The sequence below is a fragment of the Streptomyces sp. SM18 genome, from assembly GCF_002910775.2.
GTDB lineage: Bacteria > Actinomycetota > Actinomycetes > Streptomycetales > Streptomycetaceae > Streptomyces > Streptomyces halstedii.
On record NZ_CP029342.1, the window covers coordinates 311,837 to 334,975 of the forward strand.

A 23,139-nucleotide genomic window follows, 5' to 3' on the forward strand; every position below is an offset into this window, starting at 1 on the left:
CCCGGCGACCGGTACCAGGCGCCGCGGCTGCCCGCTCCCGAGCGCGAACCGCCGGGGTGGGGCGGCCCAGGGCAGGGCGGCCGACGGAGGTACGGACGCGGTCAGACCAGGGCGGTCAGCGGGTCGTCCAGCACCGGCTGCCAGGCCAGTTCGGCCGCGCCGACCAGGCTGCTGTGGGCCAGGGTGCAGGACAGGATCGGCACGCTGCCGCTACGGCCCCACAGGCTCCGGTCGGCGACGACCGCGCGCAGTCGGTCGGGGTCGGCCTCCAGCAGGTCGCGGTGCAGCCCGCCGAGGATGACGCGGTCCGGGTTGAGGATGTTGACCAGACCGGCCAGGCCGAGGCCGAGCCGGTCGATCAGTTCCTCGGCGGCGGCCCGCACGTCGGGGTCGGCGTACTCGGTGCGCAGCAGGTCGCCGGCCTGTTTGAGGAGGGATTCCTCGGGGCCGGGCGTCCGGTGCGCCGCGGTGAGGAAGGCGAGCGGGTCGGTCTCGACGTCCAGGCAGCCGCGTCCGCCGCAGTGGCAAGGGCGGCCCTCGGGGTTGACGGTGAGGTGGCCGACTTCGAGGGCGAGGCCCGAACTGCCGGTGTGCAGACGGCCGTCCAGGACGAGCGCGCCGCCGACACCGCGGTGGCCGGTGGCCACACAGAGCAGGTGCTGGGCGCCGCGTCCGGCGCCGTGCCGGTGTTCGGCGAGGGCGACCAGGTTGACGTCGTTGCCGGTGAACGCGGGTCCGGTGATGCCCGCCGCGCGGACCCGGCTGGTGAAGATCTCCCGTACGGGGGCGCCGCCGGGCCACGCCAGATGCATCGGGTTGAGGGCGGTGCCCTCGGGTTCGGCGACCGCCGAGGGGACGGCGAGTCCGGCGCCGACGCAGCGCAGGCCGGTCTCACGCAGCAGTTGGGCGCCCGCCTCGACGACCTCGCCGAGCACCTGGGCGGGGTCGGCCATGACGGTGACGCAGCCCGGCGCGGTGGCCACGATCCTGCCGCCGAGGCCGACGAGCGCGGCGCGGAAGCCGTCGGAGTGCACCTGGGCGGCGAGGGTGACCGGGCCGTCGTCCCGGATGGACAGCCGGTGCGAGGGACGGCCCTGCGAACCGGCGGCGGAACCCGGGCTGGAGTCGACCTTGATGAGTCCGAGCGCCTCCAGCTCCGCGGCCACGGCGCCCGCGGTGGCGCGGGTGACGCCCAGCTCGGAGGTCAGCACGGCGCGTGTGGGCGCGCGGCCGGTGTGCACCAGCTCCAGGGCGGGACCGAGGGCGCTGCGGCCCCGCTCCAACTTCGTTCGCGTGGTGGTCGACTTGCCGTTCATGGGGGCGAGTCTCCCATGATCCTGGGCCGTCGCGGACGCCCCGGCACTCCACCTCGGCCGCCGGCCTCCCGCCGGGACCGAAGGCTTGCGTGCGCGATCGGGGCGCCTCTATGCTGCCTTTGTGCCGCAACTAAACAAATTGCGGACGACGCTGCCCGGGGAGTTCGGCGGGGACATCGCCGCGCCCTCGCCGGCCCGACTCCGTACCGCACTGACCGTGTTCTTCGCCCTCGACGGTTTCGTGTTCGCCGGCTGGGTGGTCCGCATCCCGGCGGTGAAGCACCAGACCGGGGCCAGCGCCTCCACCCTGGGGCTCGCGCTGCTGGGGGTCTCCGCCGGCGCGGTGATCACGATGATGCTGACCGGCCGGCTCTGCCGGCGTTTCGGCGGCCATGCCGTCACCGTGGTCTGCGCGGTGCTGCTCTCCCTGAGCATCTGCCTTCCGGCGCAGACGCGTTCGGTCCCCGCCCTGGGGCTGGTCCTGCTGCTGTTCGGCGCGGCCTACGGCGGGATGAACGTGGCGATGAACAGTGTGGCCGTCGATCTGGTGGCCGCTCTGCGCCGCCCGGTGATGCCGAGCTTCCACGCCGCGTTCAGCTTCGGCGGCATGGCGGGCGCCGGACTGGGCGGGCTGGTCGCGGGCAGCCTCTCCCCCGCGACACACCTCTTCGGCCTCGCCGGGACCGGCCTGCTCGTCACCGCGTGCGCCGGTCCCGTACTCCTGAGGAACCGGCGGGCCTCCGAACCGCCCGCCACCCCGACCGGACCGCGAACCCGGCCGGGGGCCGTCGCCGCCCCGGGGCCTGTCGCCGAGACCGGGTCAGTCGCCGCGCCGGGGTCCGTCGCCGAGACGGCGGGGTCCGTCTCCGGGGCCGGTTCGGCTTCCGGGCCGGCGCACCGGATGAGCGGCGCCACACGCCGGATCGTGATCCTGTTCGGTGTCATCGCCCTGTGCACCGCCTACGGCGAGGGCGCGCTCGCCGAGTGGGGGGCCTTGCACCTCGCCGAGGACCTGCACGCCGGTGCGGGCCCCGCGGCGGCCGGCTACTCGCTGTTCGCGCTGACCATGGCCATCGGCAGGCTCGGCGGCACCGCGCTGCTGGAACGTCATGGGCAGACCCGCACGCTCGTGGCGGGCGGGGCGACGGCCGCGGTCGGCATGCTGTTCGGCGCGCTCGCCCCGACCGTCTGGCTGGCCCTCTCCGGCTTCGCCCTGGCCGGACTGGGGCTGGCCAACATCTTCCCCGTCGCGGTCGGCCGGGCCGGCGCGCTGGCCGGACCGAGCGGAGTGGCCGCCGCGTCGACGCTCGGCTACGGCGGGATGCTGGTGGGCCCGCCGGTCATCGGCTTCCTCGCCGACCGGCTCTCGCTGCCGATGGCGCTCACGACGGTGACGCTGCTCGCCTCGATCGCGGCGGTGCTGGGCTACGCGGCCCGCGGCACCACCCGGGCACCGGCGGTTGAGTAGGCGTACTCAGGCGTACTCCGCTCCCCCGGCGCACCATGGAGGTATCGGCCATCCACGGGGAGCGGGACATGACTCAGCGTTTGATCACCCACCGGCGTCTGCGTACGGCGGCACACCTGACGTTCGGCAACACGGCGTCGCGGATCTACCTCGCCCTCGTGCTGGCGGCCACCGTGTTCGTGACGGTGGACACCTTGTTCGTGGCCCACGCCGACGCCTCGCTGGCCGGGGTCTGGGTGCTGTTCCTGGCGGCGCCCACCGTGTTCGTCTTCCTCATCGGCGGTTCGATGACCGGGGCGGAGGCGGGCGGGCCGGCCTGGTTCTTCTATCTTGGCCTGCTTGTGTCCGTGCTGGCGCAGGCCTGCGCGCTGGGCTGGTTCACACGGCTGCTGCGCGGTACCGGGCGCGGCCGCTCCGCCCGTCCGCAGGGCGCCTGACGGCCACCGGCCCGTACGCGGATCGCGGCGCTGAGCCCGGCGTACGGGCACGCGCGGGGCCCGGCCGGACGGAGCCGTACCGGCCGGGCTCCTTGCCCAAGCACTTCTGCCGCGGCGATACTCCGGGCATGGGGCAACGTACGCGGGCCGAGCGGGACGCCATGACCGTCGAGATCGGTTACGCGCTGGTCAGCGGCTGCGTGGTGGCCGCCGCCACGTTCGGCGGGATCTCGCTGCCGGCCCTGTTCCTCGATCTGCCTCCGACGGCTGAACGCCTGCTGCTCATGGCCGGTGCCGTGCTCGGTGCCGTGGTCTTCGTCGTCCGGGTGGTCCATGTCCTGTGGCGCTTCCCCGGGTCGGCGGCCGTACTGCCGCCCGGGGCGGCTCAGCCGAGCCAGCCGGGCCGGACGAGCCCCGACTCGTAGGCGAGCACCACCAGTTGGGCCCGGTCGCGGGCGCCCAGTTTGACCATGGCGCGGCTGACGTGGGTCTTGGCGGTCAGCGGGCTGACGACGAGCCTGCGAGCGATCTCCTCGTTGGAGAGGCCGATCCCGACCAGGGCCACCACCTCCCGCTCGCGCTCGGTCAGCGCGTCCAGGACCGTGGCGGCGGCGGGTTGCTTGGACCGTGCGGCGAACTCGGCGATCAGCCGGCGGGTCACTCCCGGCGACAGCAGCGCGTCCCCGGCGACGACCGCGCGTACCGCCCGTAGCAGTTCCTCCGGTTCGGTGTCCTTGACCAGGAAGCCGGAGGCGCCGGACCGGATGGCCTCGAAGACGTACTCGTCGAGTTCGAAGGTGGTGAGCATGACCACCCTCACCTCGCTCAGGGCCGGGTCCTCGGTGATCCGGCGGGTGGCGGTGAGGCCGTCCAGCGCCGGCATGCGGATGTCCATGAGCACGGTGTCCGGGCGTAGTTCGCGCACCAGGCGCACGGCCTCCCGGCCGTCGGCGGCCTCGCCCGCCACCTCGATGTCCGGCTGGGCGTCGAGCAGGGCCCGGAACCCGGCGCGGACCAGGAGCTGGTCGTCGGCCAGCAGTACGCGGATCACGACGCCTCCCCGGTGGTTGCCACCGGACCGTGCGGGCCCGGGGACAGGGGCAGTTCGGCGCGGACCAGGAATCCGCCGCCGGGGCGTGGCCCCGCGGCGGTGGTGCCCCCCAGCGCGGCGGCCCGCTCCCGCATGCCGATGAGCCCGCTGCCGCTCCCTCCGGCGTCGTCGCCCGTGGCGGGGCCCTCGTCCTCGACACGAAGAGCGAGGACCCCGTCCCGGTAGGCGAGCCGCACCTGGGCGGTGCGCGAGCCAGAGTGCCGCACCACGTTGGTGAGGGCCTCCTGCACGATCCGGAAGGCCGCCAGGTCGGTGCCGGGCGGGAGCGGGGTGCGGTCGCCGTCCGTCGTGACCGTCACGGTGAGGCCCGCCCCGGCGGCCTGCTCGACCAGTTCGGGCAGCCGGTCGAGGCCGGGGGCGGGGGCCCGGGGGGCGTCTCCCGGTGTGCGCAGGCTCTCCAGGACCTGGCGTACCTCGCCGAGCGCCTCCTTGCTGGCGGACTTGATGGTCGTCAGGGCGGTACGGGCCTGCTCGGGATCGCTGTCGAGCAGGGCGAGCCCCACCCCGGCCTGGACGTTGATGACGGAGATGCTGTGCGCCAGGACATCGTGCAGTTCGCGTGCCATGCGCAGCCGTTCCTCGTCGGCCCGCCGCCGCTCCGCGGCCGCGCGTTCCTCGCGGGCGGCGGCCCACTGCTCCCGGCGCACCCGCAGCAACTCGGCCACGGCGACGACCGCCGCCGCCCAGGCGGTGATGAACGCCTCCTGCGCCCAGGGCGCCGGGCCGTCGCCGTCCGGCGGCAGCCACCGGTACAGCCAGTGGGCCACCAGCACGTGTCCGGCCCACAGCGCGCCCAGGGACCACCAGGCCGCCTTGCGGTGCCCGGACACGATGGCGCTGAAGCAGCCCACCGCGACGGCCAGGAACACCGGGCCGTACGGGTAGCCCAGGGCGAGGTAGACGAGCGTCACCGCACAGGTCGCGGAGACGGCCGCCACGGGGTGACGGTGGCGTACCAGCAGGACGGCCACCGCCGCCAGCAGCAGCAGCCGGCCGGGGACGCCGAGGGGTTCGCGGCCCTGGCTGTGGGCCGCGATGTTCGTTGCCACCATCACGAACACGGCGAGCGCGACGGTCGAGACCCAGGGCGGCCCGGCCCGCTCCCCCGTGCCGGACCGGGCGTCGGAGAGCCAGGCGGGCGGCCCGTGCCCGGCACGGGGACCCCGCCCGCCCGGTCGCCGGGGCGTGGCCGCGCCGCTGCGCGACGGCTGGTCGTCCATACCGGCAACGCTAGACGGGCCGGGGCGTGCCGGGCGTCAGCCAGGCGTGGTGGTCACGCGTACTCCGCGGGGAGTACGCGGGGAGTACGCAGCGGGGCACCGATCGGTGGGCTCGTGGCGGGCGCCGGGTACGGGGCGCCGAGTGCCGGGTTCGCGGAGCACAGCGTCGGGCGCGCGGCGCGGGGGCGGGCTCGGAGCGCCGGGTCAGCGCGTCCGGTCGTGTGTGTCCCCCGTGTCGGTGGCCGGGCCGTCGGACAGCCCGACCGAGCGGGCCAGTTCGCCGGCGGAGTGCCGGAAGAAGGCGTCCCGTTCCTCCACGACGCGGTGGAACTGGCCGAAGACCTCGAAGGAGATCAGCCCGAAGAGCTGTGACCAGGCGGCGACGAGCGCCACCACGGAGGCGGGCGGCAGGTCGGGGGCCAGCTCGGCGGCCATCCGTTCCGCCTCGGGGCGCAGTCCGTCCGGCAGACGGCCCACGGCGAGGCCGTCCGCGCGGTGGGCGGCGCGGACGAGGCCCAGGAAGACGAAGGCCACGCGGGAGGCGGGACCCACGGTGTCCTGCGGGGCGGTGTAGCCGGGGACGGGCGAGCCGTAGATCAGCGCGTACTCATGGGGGTAGGCCAGGGCCCAGCTCCTGACGGCGCAGGCGATCTCCGCGAAACGGGCCGTGTGCGGGCCGGTGGACCCGGCGGGCGTCGCGCGGGCCGCCTCGGCCCTCTCCCCCACCGCGTCGTAGGCGTCGACGATGAGGGCCGTGAGCAGGTCGTCGCGGCTGGGGAAGTACCGGTAGAGGGCGGAGGAGGCCATGCCGAGCTCCCTGGCGACGGCACGCAGGGAGAGCTTCGCGGCGCCGTCCGCCGCGAGTTGCCGCCTCGCCTCCTCCTTGATGGCGGCGGTGACCTCGACACGGGCGCGTTCTCTGGCTCCTCGGATGGCGCTCATGCGGTCAGTCTGCCACGCGAGCAGAGCACTGAACAACAACGAGAGCAGTGCTCTTGCTTTGGATCAGCGATCTCGTGCACACTGATCTCGCTCGCATGCACCGCTCTCAAGTGAGAGCAGTGCTCTCGTATTGTTTCTCCCCTTGCCGAAGGCGGGTTCTCCCATGTCTCAGCCGTACTACCTCCAGGGCAGCGCGTTCAACGTCCGGATGAACAGCGTCGTGGGATGGCTCGCCCGTCACGGCATCAGCCTGCTGGGGACCGCCGAGATGTCGGTACGGGGCCGCACGAGCGGGCGGATGCAGCGCATCCCCGTGAACCCGCACACCTACCGGGGCGAGCAGTACGTCGTCTCCGCGCGCGGCCACTCACAGTGGGTGCGGAACATGCGCGTGGCGGGCGGCGGGGAACTCCGGGTGGGACGGAAGACCCGTACGTTCACGGCGGAGGAGATCGCGGACGACGCGCAGAAGGTGCTGATCCTGCGCGCGTACCTCAAGCGGTGGGGCTGGGAGGTCAATCAGTACTTCCAGGGCGTGACCGCCACGTCAAGCGACGCCGAACTCCTGGCGGCCTGCACGGACCACCCGGTCTTCCGGATCACGACCGAGAAGTGACGGCGCCGGGCGCCTCCTCGGTCCCCAGGCCCCCGGCGACCGGCGGTGCCCCGGTGACCGGCGGTGTCCCGGCGACCAGCGGTGCCGGGGCGTCTCCCTCGGCCACCGCACGGGCCCGCCCCGGAAGGCGGCGGGAGCCTCCGGCCCCCGACACGCCGCCCGTCGGCGTCACCCGGCCCGCCTTCGAACAGCCATGGCCCGACAACCACCGGCACGAGCGGGGCCCGGCGGCCGACCGCCGGCCACCGGCCACCGGCCACCGGCACAGCCAAAGCACCGGCACCGGCACCGGCCCCCGATCCGCGACCGGCCGGAGAACAGTCGTCAGCGGCGGTCCAGCGCCGACATCGCGCGCTGTGCCAGCGGATGGCTCCGGACCAGTTCCGCGAGCGAGGTCGTCCCCCGGGTGATCCCGGCGAACGCGCTCCAGGCCGGGCGGAAGCCCGTCAGGACCGCGTGCAGGAGCCCGGGGCGCCGCTCGAACAGGTTGAGCATGCGGCGGCCGACGCCCATCTCGACACCCAGGCCCGCCTTGATGGCGAACGCGTAGTTGAGCGCCTGGCGCCGGGCGTCGACCGCGTCGTGCGACTCCGCGATGCGTACCGCCCATTCGCCCGCGAGCCGCCCCGACCGCAGGGCGAACGAGATGCCCTCCCTCGTCCACGGCTCCAGCAGTCCGGCCGCGTCCCCGCAGACCACCACCCGGCCGCGGGAGAGCGGCGAGTCGTCGCTGCGGCACCGCGTCAGATGGCCCGACGAGATCTTCGGTTCGAAGCCGGCGAGCCCCAGCCGGCCGACGAAGTCGTCCAGGTACCGCTTGGTCCCCGCGCCGTCGCCGCGTGCCGCGATGACACCGACGGTCAGCGTGTCCCCCTTGGGGAAGACCCAGCCGTAACTGCCGGGGATCGGCCCCCAGTCGATGAGGACCCGCCCCGCCCAGTCCTCCGCGACCGTCTCCGGGACCGGGATCTCCGCCTCCAGGCCGAGGTCCACCTGGTCGAGCTTCACCCCGACGTGTGCCCCTATGCGGCCCGCGCTGCCGTCCGCGCCGACGACGGCCCTGGCCAGGACCGTCTCCCCGTCCGCCAGCACCACGGCGACCGTGCGCCGGTCGGGGACGGCCGGTCCGTGCTGCTCGACGCGCGACACCGAGGCGCCGGTGCGCAGTTCGGCACCCGCCTTCTGCGCCTCCTCGACCAGACCTGCGTCGAACTCGGGCCGGTTGATCAGCCCGAAGAGCATGCGCCTGGACTTGCGGGTGCGGGCCAGCTTCCCGTTGAGCGAGAAGGTCACCGCGTGGATCCGGTCCTTCAGGGGGAGTTCGAACCCCGGGGGGAGCGAATCCCGGGAGAACCCGATGATTCCGCCGCCGCACGTCTTGTAGCGCGGGATCTCCGCCTTCTCCAGCAACAGGACCCGACGGCCCGCGACGGCCGCCGCGTACGCCGCGGAAGCTCCGGCCGGACCCGCGCCGACCACGACGACGTCCCATACCGACGACGACTCTTCCGGCTCACGTCCGGCGTCTGCGTTCTCGCTGCTCACGATGTGCTTCTGCTCCCGATCCCGACCAGTGGCCCCAGTTGCTCACGGCATCCTACGGCGCGTTGTGGCCGAGCCCCGCTGTGGGAGGATCAGCCGTGATTTCGTCGTACACGCGACGCAGCGTCCACGGCGGGGTCACCCGCAGTCGCGTACACCGCGCCACAGTCCTAACGTCGCACCCACCAGGAGCGTGCCCATGACCGCCCGTCCGATTTCCGAGACCGTTGCCTCGCTGATGCCCCGTGCGAAGGCGGAGCTGGCCGAGCTGGTGGCCTTCCGGTCGGTGGCGGACCCCGCGCAGTTTCCCACCAGTGAGTGCGAGGCGGCGGCCGACTGGGTCGCCGACGCGCTGCGCGCCGAGGACTTCCAGGACGTCGCCCTGCTGGACACCCCGGACGGGACCCGGTCGGTGTACGGCTTCCTGCCCGGCCCGGCCGGCGCGCCCACCGTACTGCTCTACGCGCACTACGACGTGCAACCGCCGCTCGACGAGTCGGCGTGGCTCTCCCCGCCGTTCGAGCTGACCGAGCGCGACGGCCGCTGGTTCGGCCGGGGCGCGGCGGACTGCAAGGGCGGCTTCATCATGCATCTCCTCGCGCTGCGCGCCCTCAAGGCGAACGGCGGTGTCCCGGTCTCCGTCAAGGTGATCGCGGAAGGCTCGGAGGAGCAGGGTACGGGCGGCCTGGAGCGGTACGCCGAGGCGCACCCGGAGCTGCTCGCCGCCGACACGATCGTCATCGGTGACACCGGGAACTTCCGGGTCGGCCTGCCCACGGTCACCTCGACGCTCCGGGGCATGACCATGCTCCGGGTGCGGTTGGACACCCTGGAGGGCAACCTGCACTCCGGGCAGTTCGGCGGTGCGGCCCCGGACGCGCTGGCCGCGATGATCCAGCTGCTGGCGTCGCTGCGCGCCGAGGACGGGACGACGACGGTCGACGGGCTGGCGACCGACGCGGTGTGGGACGGATTGCAGTACCCCGAGGACGAGTTCCGCAAGGACGCCAAGGTGCTCGACGGTGTGGAGCTCATCGGCACGGGCACGGTCGCCGACCGGATCTGGGACCGGCCCGCCGTGACGGTCGTCGGCATCGACTGCCCGTCCGTGGTGGGGGCCACGCCCTCGCTCCAGGCGAGCGCCCGCGCGCAGATCAGCCTCCGGGTGCCGCCGGGCCAGGACGCCACCGAGGCGACGAAGCTGCTGACGGCCCATCTCCGGGCGCACGCGCCGTGGGGCGCCCGGGTGACCGTCGAACAGGTCGGCCAGGGCCAGCCGTTCCGCGCCGACATGACCAGTCCGGCGTACACCTCGATGGCCGAGGCCATGCGGGTCGCCTACCCGGGCCAGGAGATGCAGTCGTCGGGCATGGGCGGTTCCATCCCGCTCTGCAACACCCTCGCCGGGCTGTACCCGGAGGCGGAGATCCTGCTGATCGGACTGAGCGAGCCCGAGGCGCAGATCCACGCGGTGAACGAGAGCGTGTCCCCCGAGGAACTGGAGCGGCTCTCGGTGACCGAGGCGCTGTTCCTGCGCAACTACGCGGAGTCCAGGAAGGGCTGACGCACAGTCATCGCGCCACACCTCAGGCGAACGCCGCCAGGGACGGAATCCCGGCGGCGGGCGCCCGCCGGTGCCCACCGGCTGGACGCCCCGGTGATCCCGGGTGAGGAGGAGATCGCTGCCCCCGTGCTCCCCGGCCGGGAACGCCCGTCGTACGCCCACGCGTTGACAGGACTCGGGCGCCGCCGGCCCGGGACGGACACCGGCCACGGCGGCCCCCTCGGCACCGGCACGGCTACCGCCCGGTGAGCACCGCGTTCACGGGCCCACCGGGACCCCGGCCTCCAGGTTCAGCACGGTGGCCCGCTCCCTGGCCCGCAGCGCCCAGCGCAGCCGCTCGAAGCGGGTGGGCGGGAGCAGGGAGGCGGCCTCCGCCTCGGTGGCGAAGCGCCAGCCGCGCAGCTCGGATCCGGGGAGCAGCAGGCGTGCGGCGTCGCTGTCGGCCAGGCGTCCGCCGTCGAAGAGGAAGCGCAGTCCACCGTAGGCGGGCGGCCTGGGTGCCTCCCAGTCGACCACCAGCAGCCTCGGAGCGGTCCGCAGGGTGATGCCCAGCTCTTCCCCCACCTCCCGGATCCCGGCCTCGGCGGGGGCCTCCCCTGGCTCCACCACTCCACCGGGGAACTCCCAGCCGGGTTTGTACGTCGGGTCGACGAGCAGGACCCGGTCCTGTCCGTCGAAGAGCAGCACACCGGAGGCGACGGTCTCGGCCCGTGGTTCGGGACTCTGGACGATGCCGCACTCCCCGGCCTCACCGGTGCGCAGGGCCTCCGCGATCCGCTCGGCCGTCTCGTACGGGGTGAGCGCGCCGGTGTCGATCGTGAGGGCGTCGGCGGTGATCCAGCCGAGCGCCTCCTGGTACGGCTCGATGTGGTCGTACGCCCATCGGCCCGCCTCCTCGGCCTGCGCGGAGCCCTCGGAGCGCTTCTCGCGGCCGGCTATCCGTTTCCGCAGGATCGTTTCCTCAGGTGCGAGCAGCACATGGCGCACCGGGATACGACGGGAGGCCAGCCCGCCGAAGATCTCGTCGCGGTACTCCTGCCGCAGGAGCGTCATGGGCACCACCAGGACGCCGGGCGTCTCGGCGAGCAAGGCGGCCGCCGTGTCCACCACCAGGCGCCGCCACATCCGCAGGTCCTGGAAGTCGGTCACATCGGCGAGCCTCTTCTGCGGCAGCAGGCGACGCAGGTACGCGCCGGTCACCCCGGGATCGTAGACGGTGCTGTGCGGGATCAGGTCGATCAGTTCGTTCGCGGCGCCGGTCTTGCCCGCACCGAACGCACCGTTGATCCAGACGATCATTCGTACTCCAAGACTGGAAGGCCGCTGAACAAGGACGGAGCAGCATTGCGCAGATCATCCGGGAGCGGCATGGGAAAAGGAGGCGTCCACAACCCCGCACCCACTACTTCCTTCTCCCGTACGCGCCGAAGGTACTCCCCGATTCCGGGCCCCGGGGACCAGGGGAACAGGCGGTGAAGCCGAGCGCCTGATCCAGGGCGCTGAGCACAGAGGACCGGTGCGGGGGTCCGGCGACCGGGACTGAAAGCCCTGAATTACTCCGAAATGCGCGCTTTTGCGGGGCGCCTTAGCCTACTGACATTGCTCGGGTGGTCGAGAGCCGGTTCAGCCGGCGGAGGGCGAGCTCTCATGGCTGGGCTACGTGCGAGGGCAGGACTGATCGGCGAGTTGTCGGCCGAGTTCGTGGGCACGATGATCCTCATCCTCTTCGGGTGCGGTGTGGTGGCCCAGGTGATCGCGGGCGGGGCGTTGACGAGTCCGCCGGGCGGGCTCGGGGACCACGACAGCATCGCGTGGGCGTGGGGGCTGGGCGTGACCCTGGGCGTCTACGTGGCGGCACGGTTGAGCGGTGCCCACCTCAACCCCGCGGTGACCGTCGCCCTGGCCGCGTTCAGAGGCTTCCCCTGGAGCAAGGTGGCCCCTTACGCCCTGGCCCAGACGGCCGGCGCGTTCGTGGCCGCCCTCCTGGTGCGCTGGAACTACAGCGAGGCGCTGGCGAAGGCCGACCCGGGGCACACCGACAAGACGCAGATCGCGTTCTCCACACTTCCCGCCAACGGCAATCCGGCCCTGCCGGTCCACGAGTGGGGCGCCTTCCGCGACCAGGTGATCGGCACGGCCATCCTGCTGCTGCTGATCATGGCCATCACCGACACGCTCAACACACCACCGGGCGCGAACCTGGGCGCGCTCATCATCGGGCTGGTCGTGGTCGCCATCGGCATGGCCTGGGGAACCAACGCGGGCTACGCGATCAACCCGGCCCGTGACTTCGGCCCGCGGCTGGCGAGCTTCATCACCGGGTACAGCGGGGCCTGGCGCGATCAGTACGGAAATCTCTACTTCTGGGTGCCGATCGTGGGCCCGCTGGTCGGCGGTCTGCTCGGCGCGGGGATGTACCAGGCGCTGATCAGCCGGTTCATGCCCAGAGCCGAACCCGAGCCGCCGGGACGCGTCCCCGCGTCCCAGGACTGACGGAACCGCCCGGAGAGGTGGCACATCATGGCAGAGTTCATAGGCGCGGTGGACCAAGGAACCACCAGCACCAGGTTCATGGTCTTCGACCACGGCGGCAACGAGGTCGCCAAGCACCAGTTGGAGCACGCCCAGATCCTTCCCCGCTCCGGCTGGGTGGAGCACGACCCGGTGGAGATCTGGGAGCGAACCAACTCGGTGATGCAGAACGCCCTGCGCTTCGGCGGCCTGACGGCGGACGACCTCGCCGCCATCGGCATCACCAACCAGCGTGAGACCACGGTGGTCTGGGACCCGCGCAACGGACGGCCGTACTACAACGCCATCGTGTGGCAGGACACCCGGACCGACGCCATCGCGGCGAACCTCGAACGTACGGGGCAGGGCGACGTCATCCGGCGCAAGGCCGGACTGCCGCCCGCGACCTACTTCTCCGGGGGCAAGATCCAGTGGATCCTGGAGAACGTCGACGGCGTACGGGAAGCGGCGGAGGCCGGGCACGCCGTCTTCGGCAACACGGACGCCTGGGTCCTGTGGAATCTGACCGGCGGTCCCGACGGCGGTGTCCACGCCACCGACGTGACCAACGCCAGCCGCACCATGCTGATGGATCTGGAGACGCTCGACTGGGACGAGGAACTCCTCGGGATCTTCGGCATCCCTCGGGCCATGCTCCCCACCATCAACCCCTCGTCGCACCCTGAGGCGTTCGGCTCGACACGCACCTCCCGGCCACTGCGCGGCGCCGTGCCCGTCACCGGGGTACTCGGCGACCAGCACGCGGCCACCGTCGGCCAGGTCTGCTTCGCGCCCGGCGAGGCGAAGAACACCTACGGCACCGGCAATTTCCTGGTGCTGAACACCGGCACGGAACCGGTCCGCTCGCAGCACGGCCTTCTCACCACCGTGGCCTACCAGTTCGGCGGCAGCCCGGCGGTCTACGCGCTGGAGGGCTCCATCGCCGTGACCGGCTCCGCGGTGCAGTGGCTGCGCGACCAGATGAAGATCATCAAGACCGCGGCCGAGAGCGAAGAGCTCGCCCGGGGTGTCGCGGACAACGGCGGCATGTACTTCGTCCCCGCCTTCTCCGGTCTGTTCGCGCCGTACTGGCGCGCCGACGCCCGAGGAGCGATCGTCGGCCTGGCCCGGTACAACGACAACGCCCACCTGGCCCGTGCCACGCTGGAAGCGATCTGCTACCAGAGCCGCGATGTCGTCGAGGCGATGGAGCAGGACTCGGGCGTCCACCTCGACGTGCTCAAGGTCGACGGCGGCGTCACCGCCAACGACCTCTGCATGCAGATCCAGGCCGACGTCCTCGGCGTACCGGTCAGCCGGCCCGTGGTCGCCGAGACCACCGCTCTCGGTGCCGCCTACGCGGCCGGGCTGGCCGTGGGGTTCTGGCGGGACACCGACGAACTGCGCACCCACTGGCACGAGTCCAGGCGCTGGTCGCCCCAGTGGACCGAGGAACAGCGCTCGGCCGGCTACGACGGCTGGAAGAGGGCCGTGGAACGCACCCTCGACTGGGTGCGGGTTCCCTGACGCTCGTGCCCGGCGCCCTGCGTCGGCACGGGGTTGGGAGGCACGGGCGCCGCTGTGACGGCGGCGACGGGACGGGATGCCGGGCCGGCCGCGGCACGACGCGGCCGGCCCGGCTGCGGCCTACTTACCGCTGTAGACGGGGAAGGCGGCGTGCTCGCCGTAGTCGCGCTCGTCCAGGGTGCGCAGCGCGGCCATGTCCGCCTCGGAGATCTCGAAGTCGACCTCGGCATTGGAGCGCATGTGCTCGGGGTTCGTGGTCTTCGGCAGCGGCTGGGTGCCCAGTTGCAGTGCGTAGCGGATGCACAGCCGCGGGACGCTCACCGCGTACTTCTCGGCGATCGCGGCGATCCGGCGGCTGTCCAGGAGCGTGCCGTGCGCGATCGGCGAGTACGCCTGTACGAGGATGTCGTGGTCCGCGCAGGACGCCAGCAGATCCTGCGGGGTGTTCCCGGCGTGGAGGAGCACCTGGTTCACGTGCGGTGCGACGGTTCCGTGGGCGAGGATGTTCTCCAGGTCGGGCCGCAGGAAGTTCGACACCCCGATCGCGCGGATCTTCCCCGCCGTATGGGCGTCCTCCATCGCGCGCCACGCCTGGCGGTTGCCCTCGGCGTAGTCGCCGCCACGGAAGTCGTCCCAGGGTTGCGGGGCGTGGATCAGCATCAGGTCGATAGGGCCGATGTCCAGCTTCGCCAGCGACCTGTCGATCGCCTCGGCCGCGGCGTCGTAGTCCTTGATCTCCGCGGCCAGCTTGGTGGACACGAAGAGGCTCTCGCGGGCCACCCCGCAGGTGCGGACGCCTTCTCCGACCCCGTGCTCGTTGCCGTACGCCTGGGCGGTGTCGATGTTGCGGTAGCCGATCCCGACCGCCGCGCGCACGGCGTCGGACACCTTGTCGTCGTCGATGAACCAGGTGCCCAGGCCGAGCTTCGGGATCTCGACGCCGTTGGACAGGACGTAGGTCTCGTGAAGGATGCTCATGCGTTCTCTCCGCTCCGGTAGCTCTGCCCGACGAAGTTCCCGGCGTAGGCGTCGTTCGTCTCCCCGAGCGGGAAGATCCGCTCGAATCCGTGGTCGGCCATGTCAAGTGGCTCCTTGATCGTTTGCGGCCCGACGGTGTCGCGCTGACCTTGAGGATCGCCTTGGGCCGGACGGCGGCGCCCACGGCGTTGGGCCGTCCGGCGTAGAAGGCCGCCCCCGTACTCGAAGCGGTGACCCAGACCCCCCGGCCCGGCCGTCGTCAGGGGCCGCCGCGTGGACATCCTCGCCCGGGAGCCCTCTCGCCGCCGGCCGCGTCACCCTTTCCGAGCCGTGCCGAGACAGGACGTACGAGGGGGGTGCGAGGGCGTGCCAGGCGTCGCGGACACGGTCAAGATCCGCCGGACACGCCCTCGCTGTCGCGGCGTCGGCGGAACGCCGCGCGGTACTCCCCCGGCCGCCGCCCCGTGTGCCTCACGAAGATGCGGGTGAACGCCCCCGGGTCGAGGTATCCGACCGCGGCGGCGATGCCCGCGACCGTGTGGTCGGTCGTCTCCAGCAGGAGTCCGGCCCGACGCACCCGGACCCCTTGCAGATACGCGAGTGGTGTCTCGCCGGCTTCGTCACGGAAGCGGCGGAGCAGGGTCCTCGTACTCACGTGGAACTCCTGGGCGAGGGCGGGCAGGTCGTAGCGGGCACCGAGGTTCTGGTCGAGCCGGCGCTTGACGCCGAGCGAGAAGTCCCCGCCCGTGGTGGGCAGGAGCCGCGAATCGACGTAGGAAGCCTGCGTGGAACGTGCGTCGTCGACAAGCGCGACGCGCGCGGTGCTACGGGCGACGCGGGGGCCGTCGTGCTCGCGGATGAGCCGCAACGCGAAGTCGTACATGGCACTGAAGGCGGCTGTGGTCGTCACCCCTCCGTCGGTCACGACCAAGCTCTCCGGGCGGAGGTACACGTCGGCGTACCTGCGGGCGAACCGGTCCGCGAACAACCAGGACGTGGTCGCTTCGCGCCCGGCGAGCAGTCCGGCCTCGGCGACCAGGAAGGCGCCCACGCAGATCGACACGACGGCGGTACCCGAGGCCGCCTGCGACCGGATCGACGCCACTTCCGGTCCCAGGCGGGCGAGTGTCGCGTCGAGATCGAGCGTGGGCGAGAGCTCGAAGCCCGGCACGATCAGAACGTCCACCGGGCGAACCGCCGAGACGTCGAGGGCGGAGCCGCCGGACGCGGTCACCCTCCGCCGTGGCGAGATGACCGACACCTCGTAATCCGTCCGGGCCGGCCCGTGCGCCGCGGCGACGTGCGTGGCCATCGTCAGGAGGTCGGGAACTCCGAAGACCTCCGACGCGAAGCAGCCGGGGTAGGCCAGCACACCCACGCGCAACGGACTCATGCGGCCCCTCCCGTGCCTCGACCGGATGGCGATATTAGCGGGACACATGGCGATGCCGCCGCTTTCCGTGGAGGAGGTCCGCTCGTCATCATCTGGGTCATGACGATCACGCGAGGACAGAACGACCCCTTGGACGACTTCTCCCGGAGGGTCGTCGGCGTCGATGGCGTCGGCAAGACCGTCCATGTCGCCGGAACCGGACCGGCGGTCGTCCTCATGCCCGAGATGCCGGGTATCAGTCCCGACGTCGCCCGGTTCGCGCGGTGGGTTCGCGATGCCGGCTTCTCCGTGTACCTGCCCTCGCTCTTCGGCGTGGACGGCGCCTATCCAATCGCCGAGGCGCAGGAGACCGTCGTCCGGCGTGCGTGTGTCAGCGCCGAGTTCCGGGCGTTCGCCGGCGGAGGCACCAGCCCCGTCGTCGCGTGGTTGCGCGGCCTCGCCCGGCTGGCGCACGCCGAGCGGGGCGGGCCGGGCGTCGGCGCCGTCGGGCTGTGCTTCAGCGGCAACTTCGCCCTGACCATGGCACTCGAACCCGCGGTCATCGCCCCGGTGGTGAACCATCCCTCGCTTCCGCTCGACGACCCCGGTGGTCTGGAGATCAGTGACGAAGACGCCGCCGCCGTGGCCGAGCGGGTGGCGCGAGACGGCCTGAAGGTTCTCGCCTACCGGTTCGACAACGACAGATGGTGCACCGGCCGACGGTTCGCGGCCTATCAGGCACTGCTCGGGAACGCGTTCGACGGCCGCGTGCTCGCGTCCGAGACGGCGAACACGGACCCACCGCCCTTCTTCCGTGACGTCGTTGGTTGCGCTCACAGCGTTGTCACGGCGCACCTCGTCGACGAGAGCGGTCACCCCACCGTGCGGGCCCGCGACGAGATCATCGCCTTCCTGGCGGAACGGCTGGGGACACGGCGAGCGTGATCCCCCCCGTACGACGCGGACGGGCCGGGCGGCCACCCACCTGGTCACGGACGGCCAGACCTGTGGCGCGGTCCGACCGGGCCCGTGGCGCGGACGGTCAGAACCTACGGTGGACGGACACGGCGTAGTCCCCGTCGGTGTAGGGGGCCCGGGACCACGTCGCGTACCTGGCTTCCAGGGTCAGTCCCGCCGCACGGCAGTGGGCGTCGTAGTCGTCCAGCGCGTATCCGCGGTCCAGGGAGAACCCCGCGACGAGGCGGCCGCCGGAACGGACGTGGCCCGCCACCCCGGCCACCAGGGCCGGTTCCGTTCCCGGCGGGGTGAACAGGGGGACGTTGCCCGCCATCACCACGACGTCGAACGACTGCCCGAGGTCGAGGCCGACCAGATCGTGCCGGTACCAGCGGATCTCAGGCGCCAGCCGCCGGGCGGTCTCGATCATCGACGCGTCGACGTCCACGCCGACCACGGCGATTCCGTGACGGGCCAGCTCGATGGCCACCCGGCCGGTGCCGCAGCCCGCGTCGAGGACGGTGGTGGGCTCGAAAGACCGGAGCAGCGCGGCTTCCCCGTGAATGTCTCCGCCCTCCGCGGCGATGCGGTCGAACCGGGCCTGGTACTCGTCACCGTTCCACGTCATGCGATCACCGTGGCACACCTGCCGCTCCGGCCGCACGCCGCCCCGGCGTCTCCTTCAGCCGCCGCTGGTGCCACGAGATGTCTTCGGGTGACTGTGGTCGCTGTCCGCATACAAAGCTGCTGAGACAGGATCCGGACATTCTCACGATCATTTCAGGTTGGGACCGCCCTAGTGTGATCCGAGTCAGCAGGAATCACCGCGACCGACGGCTGTTGGAGATCACCATGCGTTCGCGTCTCACCCCCCGTTCCACCCGTCTCGTCCTGGCCGCCGCGGCCGTGACGGCACTCGCCACCACCACCGCCTGCGACGCCGACGACCCCGCCGACGCGGGCAGCTCCGCGGCTCCTTCCGCTGTCGCCTCCTCCGGCAGCAGTTCCTCCGGCGACGGCTCGTCCGCCGGCAGTTCCCCCACCGGTGGCTCCACCGGCACAACCGATTCCGACGACGGTGGGAAGAGCGGCTACGGGCAGTCCTGCGGCACGAACGACCTGGATTTCACGGTCACTTCGGAGTCCCAGGCCGGCGGCTACTACCTCGTCACCGCCAAGGCCAAGTCCGGGATCACCTGTTACCTGGACAACAACACCCCCAGTGCGTCCTTCGGCTCCGGCGTCGACGGCGTCGCCTCACCGGTCGGGCAGGGGGGCGAGGACCCGATCAAGCTCACCGGCTCCGCCGTCGCGTACACCGGCATCAATCCCAAGACCACGAACAACGACGCCGGCAAGGAATTCGAGCACGTCATCGTCGCCGTCACCGAGGACGACCCCGACCCCGCCGAACTGAAGCTCCCCGAAGCCGCCCTCGTCGACAAGCCCATCGTCACCAACTGGGCCACCGACCGCGCCGAGGCCGTTCCCGTCATCGTCTGACGAGCCGAACGGGGTCGTCGCCATCATGCTCCGGAGCACGGCCGAGGGACGACTGATCAGCGGCGCGGGCGGGGATGCCCGGCTCATGTGCCCCGCCCCGCCCCTGCCCGCCCGTTCGTGGAGGTCTCTAATATCGTGGGCGTTTCGTCGTCGGACGCCGATGCGTGCCTGGCCGCATCCGGCGCCCGTCGCCCACAACGTCCGCCGCACGGCGATGGTGCCGGGTGTCGAGCAGTCGAGGAGAGGAACGTTCATGCGCGCTCGGAGCATAGGCGCTGCCGCCGCAACAGCATTGGCTCTGGTGGCTGCCCGCGACCTCGTCCAGAAGAAGCACGCACTGCTCAGGAACTTCCCCGTGATCGGGCACGCCCGGTATCTGCTGGAGGCGATCGGGCCGGAGCTGCGGCAGTACGTCGTGACCTCCAACGAGGAGGAGCGCCCGTTCAGCCGTGACCAGCGCACCTGGATCTACGCGTCGGCGAAGGAGGAGAACAACTACTTCGGGTTCGGAACCGACGTGGACGTCGAGCATGTGCAGGGGCACGCGTACGTGAAGCAGCGTACGTTCGCCGGCACGCTGCCCGACGTGCACGACCCGCAGGCGCCCCTGCCCTCGGCCAAGGTGCTGGGCGGCCCGCGTGGGCGCGCCAAGGCGTTCCGGCCCGCGAGCGTCGTGAACATCTCGGCGATGAGCTTCGGGTCGCTGTCCGGCGCGGCCGTCACGGCGCTCAACAAGGGCGCGGCGCTGGCCGGCACGATGCAGAACACGGGCGAGGGCGGCCTCTCCGCGTACCACCGCAACGGCGGTGACCTCGTCCTTCAGATCGGGACGTCGTACTTCGGCTGCCGCGACGAGGACGGTACCTTCAGCCTCGACAAGCTCAAGGAAGTGATCGTCGGCGCCCCGGTGAAGGCGCTGGAGATCAAGCTCTCCCAGGGTGCCAAGCCGGGGCTCGGTGGGATGTTGCCGGCGGCGAAGGTGACCCCCGAGATCGCCCGGATCCGGGGCATCCCGGTCGGCAAGGACTGCGCCTCCCCCTCTCGGCACTCCGCGTTCCACGACGTCGACTCGATGCTCGACTTCGTGGAGCTGCTCGCCTCCGAGACCGGTCTCCCCGTCGGGATCAAGAGCGCGGTGGGGGACATGAGCTTCTGGCAGGAGCTGGCCCTGCTGATGGCGCGTGGCGATCGCGGGGTCGACTTCGTGACCATCGACGGGGGCGAGGGCGGGACCGGGGCGGCTCCCCTGATATTCACCGACTCGGTGTCCCTGCCGTTCCGCATGGGCTTCTCGCGCGTGTACGGCACGTTCGCCGAGCAAGGTCTCACCGACGATCTCACCTTCATCGGCTCCGGAAAGCTCGGCCTGCCGGAGAACGCCGCTGTCGCCTTCGCCCTGGGTGTCGACATGATCAATGTCGCCCGTGAGGCGATGCTGTCCATCGGCTGCATCCAGGCGCAGAAGTGCCACACCGACAAGTGCCCCACCGGCATCGCCACCCAGGACCCGTGGCTGGTGCGCGGCATCGACGCGCCTTCGAAGGCCACTCGTGCGGCGGTCTATCTGCGCACCCTGCGCAAGGAGTTGCTGAAGGTGTCGGGAGCCGTCGGCGTCGCCCACCCGGCATTCATCACCGCCGGCGACATCGAGATCATGAACGGCGACTACGACGCCCGTACGCTGGCCGGCGTCTACGGCTACAAGGACGGCTGGGGCGAACTCGGTCCGGAGCTCGCCCGGGAGGTCACCGCACTGCTCACCGCCCGACCGGCCCCTCCGCAGAAGCCGGTCGTCTGACGTACGGCGAACCGCCAGGCAGGAGCCGGGCAGTCGGTGTCAGGCGGTGCGCCGGGACGGCAGCGGCGTGCGTCCGCTACTGCGCCGCGACCGTCCGTACGCCGTTGGCCCCGCCCGCCGGAACCGCCGCCGCGGCGGCCGCGGCCGCGCCCACGAGCCCCGCGTCGGTGCCCATCAGCGCGGGCGCCACCGTGAGCCGCTGGACGAAGGAGAGCGTGGCGTACGTGCGCAGGGACCTGCGCAGCGGCGCCAGCAGGATGTCGCCCGCGCCCGCGACGCCGCCGCCGATCACCGCGATGTCGATCTCGACCAGCGTGGCGGTGGCGGCGATGCCCGCGGCGAGCGCCTGGGCCGCCCGCTCGTACGAGGCGGTGGCCACCGGGTCGCCCGCCCGCGCGGCGGCGGCCACGGCCGCGGCCGTCGCGTCGCCGTCCGGGCCCGGCCGCCAGCCGTTCTCCAGGGCCCGCCGGGCGATGTTGGGACCGCTGGCCAGGCGCTCGACACAGCCGCGCGCCCCGCACGGGCACGGGTCGCCGTCCAGATCGACGCTGATGTGGCCGATATGGCCGGCGTTGCCCGTGGGGCCGCGATGCAGCTTTCCGCCCAGCACGAGCCCGCCGCCGACGCCGGTGGAGACCACCAGGCACAGCGCGTTGTCGTAGCCCCGGGCCGCCCCGAGCCAGTGTTCGGCCGCCGTCATGGCCACCCCGTCGCCGACCAGCACGACCGGGACCCCGCCGGTGACCGCTCCGACCCGCTCCACCAGCGGGAAGCCGCGCCAGCCCGGCACGTTGACCGGGCTGACCGTGCCCGCCGAGGCGTCGACCGGTCCCGCGCTGCCGATGCCCAGGGCGCGCACCCCGGCCCACAGCGGTGAGGCCGTCAGCTCGGCCAGGACGTCCCCGACCGCCCCCATCACCGACTCGGCGTCCTCCTGGGCGGGCGTCGACCGCCGGGCGCGTACGAGCAGGGATCCGTCGCGGTCCACCAACGCTCCGGCGATCTTGGTGCCGCCGATGTCGAGCGCGGCGACGAGGTGGGTATGCATCGGGGGCGACTCTCCGGAGGGGTGCGTGACGGGACCTGCGGCTTCGTTCGGTGTTCGTACCAGTCTCTCCCGCCATGACAACGTTGTCCAGGGCCTATGCTCGACGCCACAGCCTCCGGCACCCCTCCCGCGCCGCCCGTGGGAGGGATGAAAGCACATCCGACCGACGACAGGACAGCGCATCGTGGCCGAGACCACCCGTCATCCCGAGCCCCGCTACGGCACCAGACCGACCATGAAGGACGTGGCGGCCCGCGCCGGAGTGGGCCTCAAAACGGTCTCCCGGGTGGTGAACAGCGAACCCGGTGTCACGCCCGACACCGAGCGCCGCGTCCAGGAGGCGATCGACGCGCTCGGCTTCCGGCGCAACGACAGCGCGCGCGTGCTGCGCAAGGGGCGGACCGCCTCCATCGGGCTCGTCCTGGAGGATCTCGCCGACCCCTTCTACGGCCCGCTGAGCCGCGCGGTGGAGGAGGTGGCACGGGCCCACGGCGCCCTCCTGATCAACGGTTCCAGCGCCGAGGACCCCGAGCGGGAGCGGGAGCTCGTCCTCGCCCTCTGTGCCCGCCGGGTGGACGGCCTGATCGTGATTCCGGCCGGCGACGACCACCGCTATCTGGAGCCCGAGATAAAGGCGGGCGTCGCCACGGTGTTCGTCGACCGCCCGGCGGGACGGATCGACGCCGACATGGTCCTCTCGGACAGCTTCGGGGGCGCCCGGGAGGGCGTCGCCCACCTGGTGGCGCACGGCCACCGCAGGATCGGCTTCATCGGCGACCGGCCGCGTATCCACACGGCTACCGAGCGGCTGCGCGGCTACCACGCGGCCATGACCGAGGCGGGGATCACCGTCCAGGACGGCTGGGTCTCGCTCGGCACGACCGACCCCGGCCGGGTCAAGGCCGCCGCCGAAACCATGCTGTCGGGCCCGGAGCCGGTCACCGCGCTCTTCGCGGGCAACAACCGGGTGACCGTGACCGCCGTCCGTGTCCTCGCGGAGTGCGAGCGGCGCGTCGCCCTCGTCGGCTTCGACGACATCGAGCTGGCCGACCTGCTGGGCATCACCGTGGTCTCCCAGGACGCCGCCGCCGTCGGCCGTACCGCCGCCGAGCACCTCTTCCGCCGCCTCGACGGCGCGGGCCACGCGCCCGCCCGGGTGGAGCTGCCGACCCGGCTCGTCGCCCGCGGCTCGGGCGAGCTGCCGCCCGCCTGAGCCGGGCCGGGCGCCT

General features: G+C 72.3%; 21 protein-coding genes. 11 read left to right on the forward strand and 10 right to left on the reverse strand.

Going from position 1 to position 23,139, the window contains the following annotated elements:
- Nucleotides 1–101 precede the first annotated feature (101 nt).
- Nucleotides 102–1,316: an ROK family protein gene (locus B9S64_RS01335; RefSeq protein ID WP_103488737.1), complete on the reverse strand. Its 1,215-nt coding sequence runs from the start codon at nucleotides 1,314–1,316 to the stop codon at nucleotides 102–104.
- 121 nt (nucleotides 1,317–1,437) lie between these two features.
- Between B9S64_RS01335 and B9S64_RS01340 the strand changes: the two genes are divergently transcribed.
- From B9S64_RS01340 to B9S64_RS01350, 3 genes are all read left to right on the forward strand, one after another.
- Nucleotides 1,438–2,784, forward strand: coding sequence for an MFS transporter (locus tag B9S64_RS01340; RefSeq protein WP_103488738.1), 1,347 nt, complete (start codon nucleotides 1,438–1,440; stop codon nucleotides 2,782–2,784).
- 68 nt (nucleotides 2,785–2,852) lie between these two features.
- Nucleotides 2,853–3,221, forward strand: coding sequence for an SCO4225 family membrane protein (locus B9S64_RS01345; protein ID WP_103488739.1), 369 nt, complete (start codon nucleotides 2,853–2,855; stop codon nucleotides 3,219–3,221).
- Between the two features lie 128 nt (nucleotides 3,222–3,349).
- Entirely contained in the window at nucleotides 3,350–3,646 is a 297-nt protein-coding gene (locus B9S64_RS01350) for a DUF6332 family protein (RefSeq protein WP_103488740.1), read from the forward strand.
- Here B9S64_RS01350 and B9S64_RS01355 read toward each other — a convergent pair.
- The 3 genes from B9S64_RS01355 to B9S64_RS01365 form a co-directional block, all read right to left on the reverse strand.
- On the reverse strand, nucleotides 3,607–4,272 hold the full coding sequence (locus B9S64_RS01355; protein WP_103488741.1) for a response regulator transcription factor: 666 nt from the start codon (nucleotides 4,270–4,272) through the stop codon (nucleotides 3,607–3,609). The genes B9S64_RS01350 and B9S64_RS01355 overlap by 40 nt on opposite strands.
- Nucleotides 4,269–5,552: a sensor histidine kinase gene (locus B9S64_RS01360; protein ID WP_109491941.1), complete on the reverse strand. Its 1,284-nt coding sequence runs from the start codon at nucleotides 5,550–5,552 to the stop codon at nucleotides 4,269–4,271. Before B9S64_RS01360 ends, B9S64_RS01355 begins: the two co-directional genes overlap by 4 nt.
- A 204-nt stretch (nucleotides 5,553–5,756) precedes the next feature.
- A complete protein-coding gene (locus B9S64_RS01365; protein WP_103489600.1) occupies nucleotides 5,757–6,494 on the reverse strand; it encodes a TetR/AcrR family transcriptional regulator in 738 nt (245 codons plus the stop codon).
- Nucleotides 6,495–6,657: 163 nt separating this feature from the next.
- Here B9S64_RS01365 and B9S64_RS01370 point away from each other — a divergent pair, with 163 nt between their 5' ends.
- Entirely contained in the window at nucleotides 6,658–7,110 is a 453-nt protein-coding gene (locus tag B9S64_RS01370; protein WP_103489590.1) for a nitroreductase/quinone reductase family protein, read from the forward strand.
- Between the two features lie 324 nt (nucleotides 7,111–7,434).
- On the opposite strand, the gene B9S64_RS01375 is transcribed toward B9S64_RS01370, so the two are convergent.
- A complete protein-coding gene (locus B9S64_RS01375) occupies nucleotides 7,435–8,655 on the reverse strand; it encodes a geranylgeranyl reductase family protein (protein ID WP_103489591.1) in 1,221 nt (406 codons plus the stop codon).
- A 196-nt stretch (nucleotides 8,656–8,851) separates the two neighbouring features.
- Here B9S64_RS01375 and B9S64_RS01380 point away from each other — a divergent pair, with 196 nt between their 5' ends.
- A complete protein-coding gene (locus B9S64_RS01380) occupies nucleotides 8,852–10,216 on the forward strand; it encodes a dipeptidase (RefSeq protein ID WP_103489592.1) in 1,365 nt (454 codons plus the stop codon).
- A 258-nt stretch (nucleotides 10,217–10,474) separates the two neighbouring features.
- Here B9S64_RS01380 and B9S64_RS01390 read toward each other — a convergent pair whose 3' ends face one another.
- Entirely contained in the window at nucleotides 10,475–11,515 is a 1,041-nt protein-coding gene (locus tag B9S64_RS01390; protein ID WP_103489593.1) for an NUDIX hydrolase, read from the reverse strand.
- A 348-nt stretch (nucleotides 11,516–11,863) separates the two neighbouring features.
- Between B9S64_RS01390 and B9S64_RS01395 the strand changes: the two genes are divergently transcribed.
- Both B9S64_RS01395 and glpK read left to right on the forward strand, forming a co-directional pair.
- Complete coding sequence (locus B9S64_RS01395) at nucleotides 11,864–12,709, forward strand: MIP/aquaporin family protein (protein WP_103489594.1); 846 nt, start codon at nucleotides 11,864–11,866, stop codon at nucleotides 12,707–12,709.
- Between the two features lie 27 nt (nucleotides 12,710–12,736).
- Complete coding sequence (gene glpK / locus B9S64_RS01400; protein WP_103489595.1) at nucleotides 12,737–14,254, forward strand: glycerol kinase GlpK; 1,518 nt, start codon at nucleotides 12,737–12,739, stop codon at nucleotides 14,252–14,254.
- A gap of 120 nt (nucleotides 14,255–14,374) precedes the next feature.
- Here glpK and B9S64_RS01405 read toward each other — a convergent pair whose 3' ends face one another.
- Both B9S64_RS01405 and B9S64_RS01415 read right to left on the reverse strand, forming a co-directional pair.
- Nucleotides 14,375–15,232 carry an aldo/keto reductase gene (locus B9S64_RS01405; RefSeq protein ID WP_103489596.1) on the reverse strand — a complete coding sequence of 286 codons (858 nt, stop codon included), beginning with the start codon at nucleotides 15,230–15,232 and terminating at the stop codon, nucleotides 14,375–14,377.
- A gap of 388 nt (nucleotides 15,233–15,620) precedes the next feature.
- Entirely contained in the window at nucleotides 15,621–16,625 is a 1,005-nt protein-coding gene (locus B9S64_RS01415) for a GlxA family transcriptional regulator (protein WP_103489597.1), read from the reverse strand.
- A gap of 99 nt (nucleotides 16,626–16,724) precedes the next feature.
- On the opposite strand from B9S64_RS01415, the gene B9S64_RS01420 reads away from it, so the two are divergent.
- Nucleotides 16,725–17,549: a dienelactone hydrolase family protein gene (locus B9S64_RS01420; protein WP_103489598.1), complete on the forward strand. Its 825-nt coding sequence runs from the start codon at nucleotides 16,725–16,727 to the stop codon at nucleotides 17,547–17,549.
- A gap of 97 nt (nucleotides 17,550–17,646) precedes the next feature.
- Here B9S64_RS01420 and B9S64_RS01425 read toward each other — a convergent pair whose 3' ends face one another.
- Complete coding sequence (locus tag B9S64_RS01425; protein ID WP_103489601.1) at nucleotides 17,647–18,189, reverse strand: class I SAM-dependent methyltransferase; 543 nt, start codon at nucleotides 18,187–18,189, stop codon at nucleotides 17,647–17,649.
- Nucleotides 18,190–18,413: 224 nt separating this feature from the next.
- On the opposite strand from B9S64_RS01425, the gene B9S64_RS01430 reads away from it, so the two are divergent.
- Nucleotides 18,414–19,064: a DUF4232 domain-containing protein gene (locus B9S64_RS01430; RefSeq protein WP_103489602.1), complete on the forward strand. Its 651-nt coding sequence runs from the start codon at nucleotides 18,414–18,416 to the stop codon at nucleotides 19,062–19,064.
- Between the two features lie 253 nt (nucleotides 19,065–19,317).
- A complete protein-coding gene (locus B9S64_RS01435; RefSeq protein WP_103489599.1) occupies nucleotides 19,318–20,862 on the forward strand; it encodes an FMN-binding glutamate synthase family protein in 1,545 nt (514 codons plus the stop codon).
- 76 nt (nucleotides 20,863–20,938) lie between these two features.
- On the opposite strand, the gene B9S64_RS01440 is transcribed toward B9S64_RS01435, so the two are convergent.
- Complete coding sequence (locus B9S64_RS01440) at nucleotides 20,939–21,910, reverse strand: ROK family protein (RefSeq protein WP_109491942.1); 972 nt, start codon at nucleotides 21,908–21,910, stop codon at nucleotides 20,939–20,941.
- Between the two features lie 184 nt (nucleotides 21,911–22,094).
- On the opposite strand from B9S64_RS01440, the gene B9S64_RS01445 reads away from it, so the two are divergent.
- Nucleotides 22,095–23,123: a LacI family DNA-binding transcriptional regulator gene (locus B9S64_RS01445; protein ID WP_103489613.1), complete on the forward strand. Its 1,029-nt coding sequence runs from the start codon at nucleotides 22,095–22,097 to the stop codon at nucleotides 23,121–23,123.
- Nucleotides 23,124–23,139 lie beyond the last annotated feature (16 nt).

Excerpts from the sequence above, each read along its gene's own strand:
- B9S64_RS01335 (WP_103488737.1), bottom strand. The coding sequence starts at position 1,316 with ATGAACGGCAAGTCGACCACCACGCGAACGAAGTTGGAGCGGGGCCGC.
- B9S64_RS01345 (WP_103488739.1), top strand. The coding sequence starts at position 2,853 with ATGACTCAGCGTTTGATCACCCACCGGCGTCTGCGTACGGCGGCACAC.
- B9S64_RS01350 (WP_103488740.1), top strand. The coding sequence starts at position 3,350 with ATGGGGCAACGTACGCGGGCCGAGCGGGACGCCATGACCGTCGAGATC.
- B9S64_RS01360 (WP_109491941.1), bottom strand. The coding sequence starts at position 5,552 with ATGGACGACCAGCCGTCGCGCAGCGGCGCGGCCACGCCCCGGCGACCG.
- B9S64_RS01365 (WP_103489600.1), bottom strand. The coding sequence starts at position 6,494 with ATGAGCGCCATCCGAGGAGCCAGAGAACGCGCCCGTGTCGAGGTCACC.
- B9S64_RS01370 (WP_103489590.1), top strand. The coding sequence starts at position 6,658 with ATGTCTCAGCCGTACTACCTCCAGGGCAGCGCGTTCAACGTCCGGATG.
- B9S64_RS01380 (WP_103489592.1), top strand. The coding sequence starts at position 8,852 with ATGACCGCCCGTCCGATTTCCGAGACCGTTGCCTCGCTGATGCCCCGT.
- B9S64_RS01390 (WP_103489593.1), bottom strand. The coding sequence starts at position 11,515 with ATGATCGTCTGGATCAACGGTGCGTTCGGTGCGGGCAAGACCGGCGCC.
- B9S64_RS01395 (WP_103489594.1), top strand. The coding sequence starts at position 11,864 with ATGGCTGGGCTACGTGCGAGGGCAGGACTGATCGGCGAGTTGTCGGCC.
- glpK (WP_103489595.1), top strand. The coding sequence starts at position 12,737 with ATGGCAGAGTTCATAGGCGCGGTGGACCAAGGAACCACCAGCACCAGG.
- B9S64_RS01405 (WP_103489596.1), bottom strand. The coding sequence starts at position 15,232 with ATGAGCATCCTTCACGAGACCTACGTCCTGTCCAACGGCGTCGAGATC.
- B9S64_RS01415 (WP_103489597.1), bottom strand. The coding sequence starts at position 16,625 with ATGAGTCCGTTGCGCGTGGGTGTGCTGGCCTACCCCGGCTGCTTCGCG.
- B9S64_RS01420 (WP_103489598.1), top strand. The coding sequence starts at position 16,725 with ATGACGATCACGCGAGGACAGAACGACCCCTTGGACGACTTCTCCCGG.
- B9S64_RS01425 (WP_103489601.1), bottom strand. The coding sequence starts at position 18,189 with ATGACGTGGAACGGTGACGAGTACCAGGCCCGGTTCGACCGCATCGCC.
- B9S64_RS01430 (WP_103489602.1), top strand. The coding sequence starts at position 18,414 with ATGCGTTCGCGTCTCACCCCCCGTTCCACCCGTCTCGTCCTGGCCGCC.
- B9S64_RS01435 (WP_103489599.1), top strand. The coding sequence starts at position 19,318 with ATGCGCGCTCGGAGCATAGGCGCTGCCGCCGCAACAGCATTGGCTCTG.
- B9S64_RS01440 (WP_109491942.1), bottom strand. The coding sequence starts at position 21,910 with ATGCATACCCACCTCGTCGCCGCGCTCGACATCGGCGGCACCAAGATC.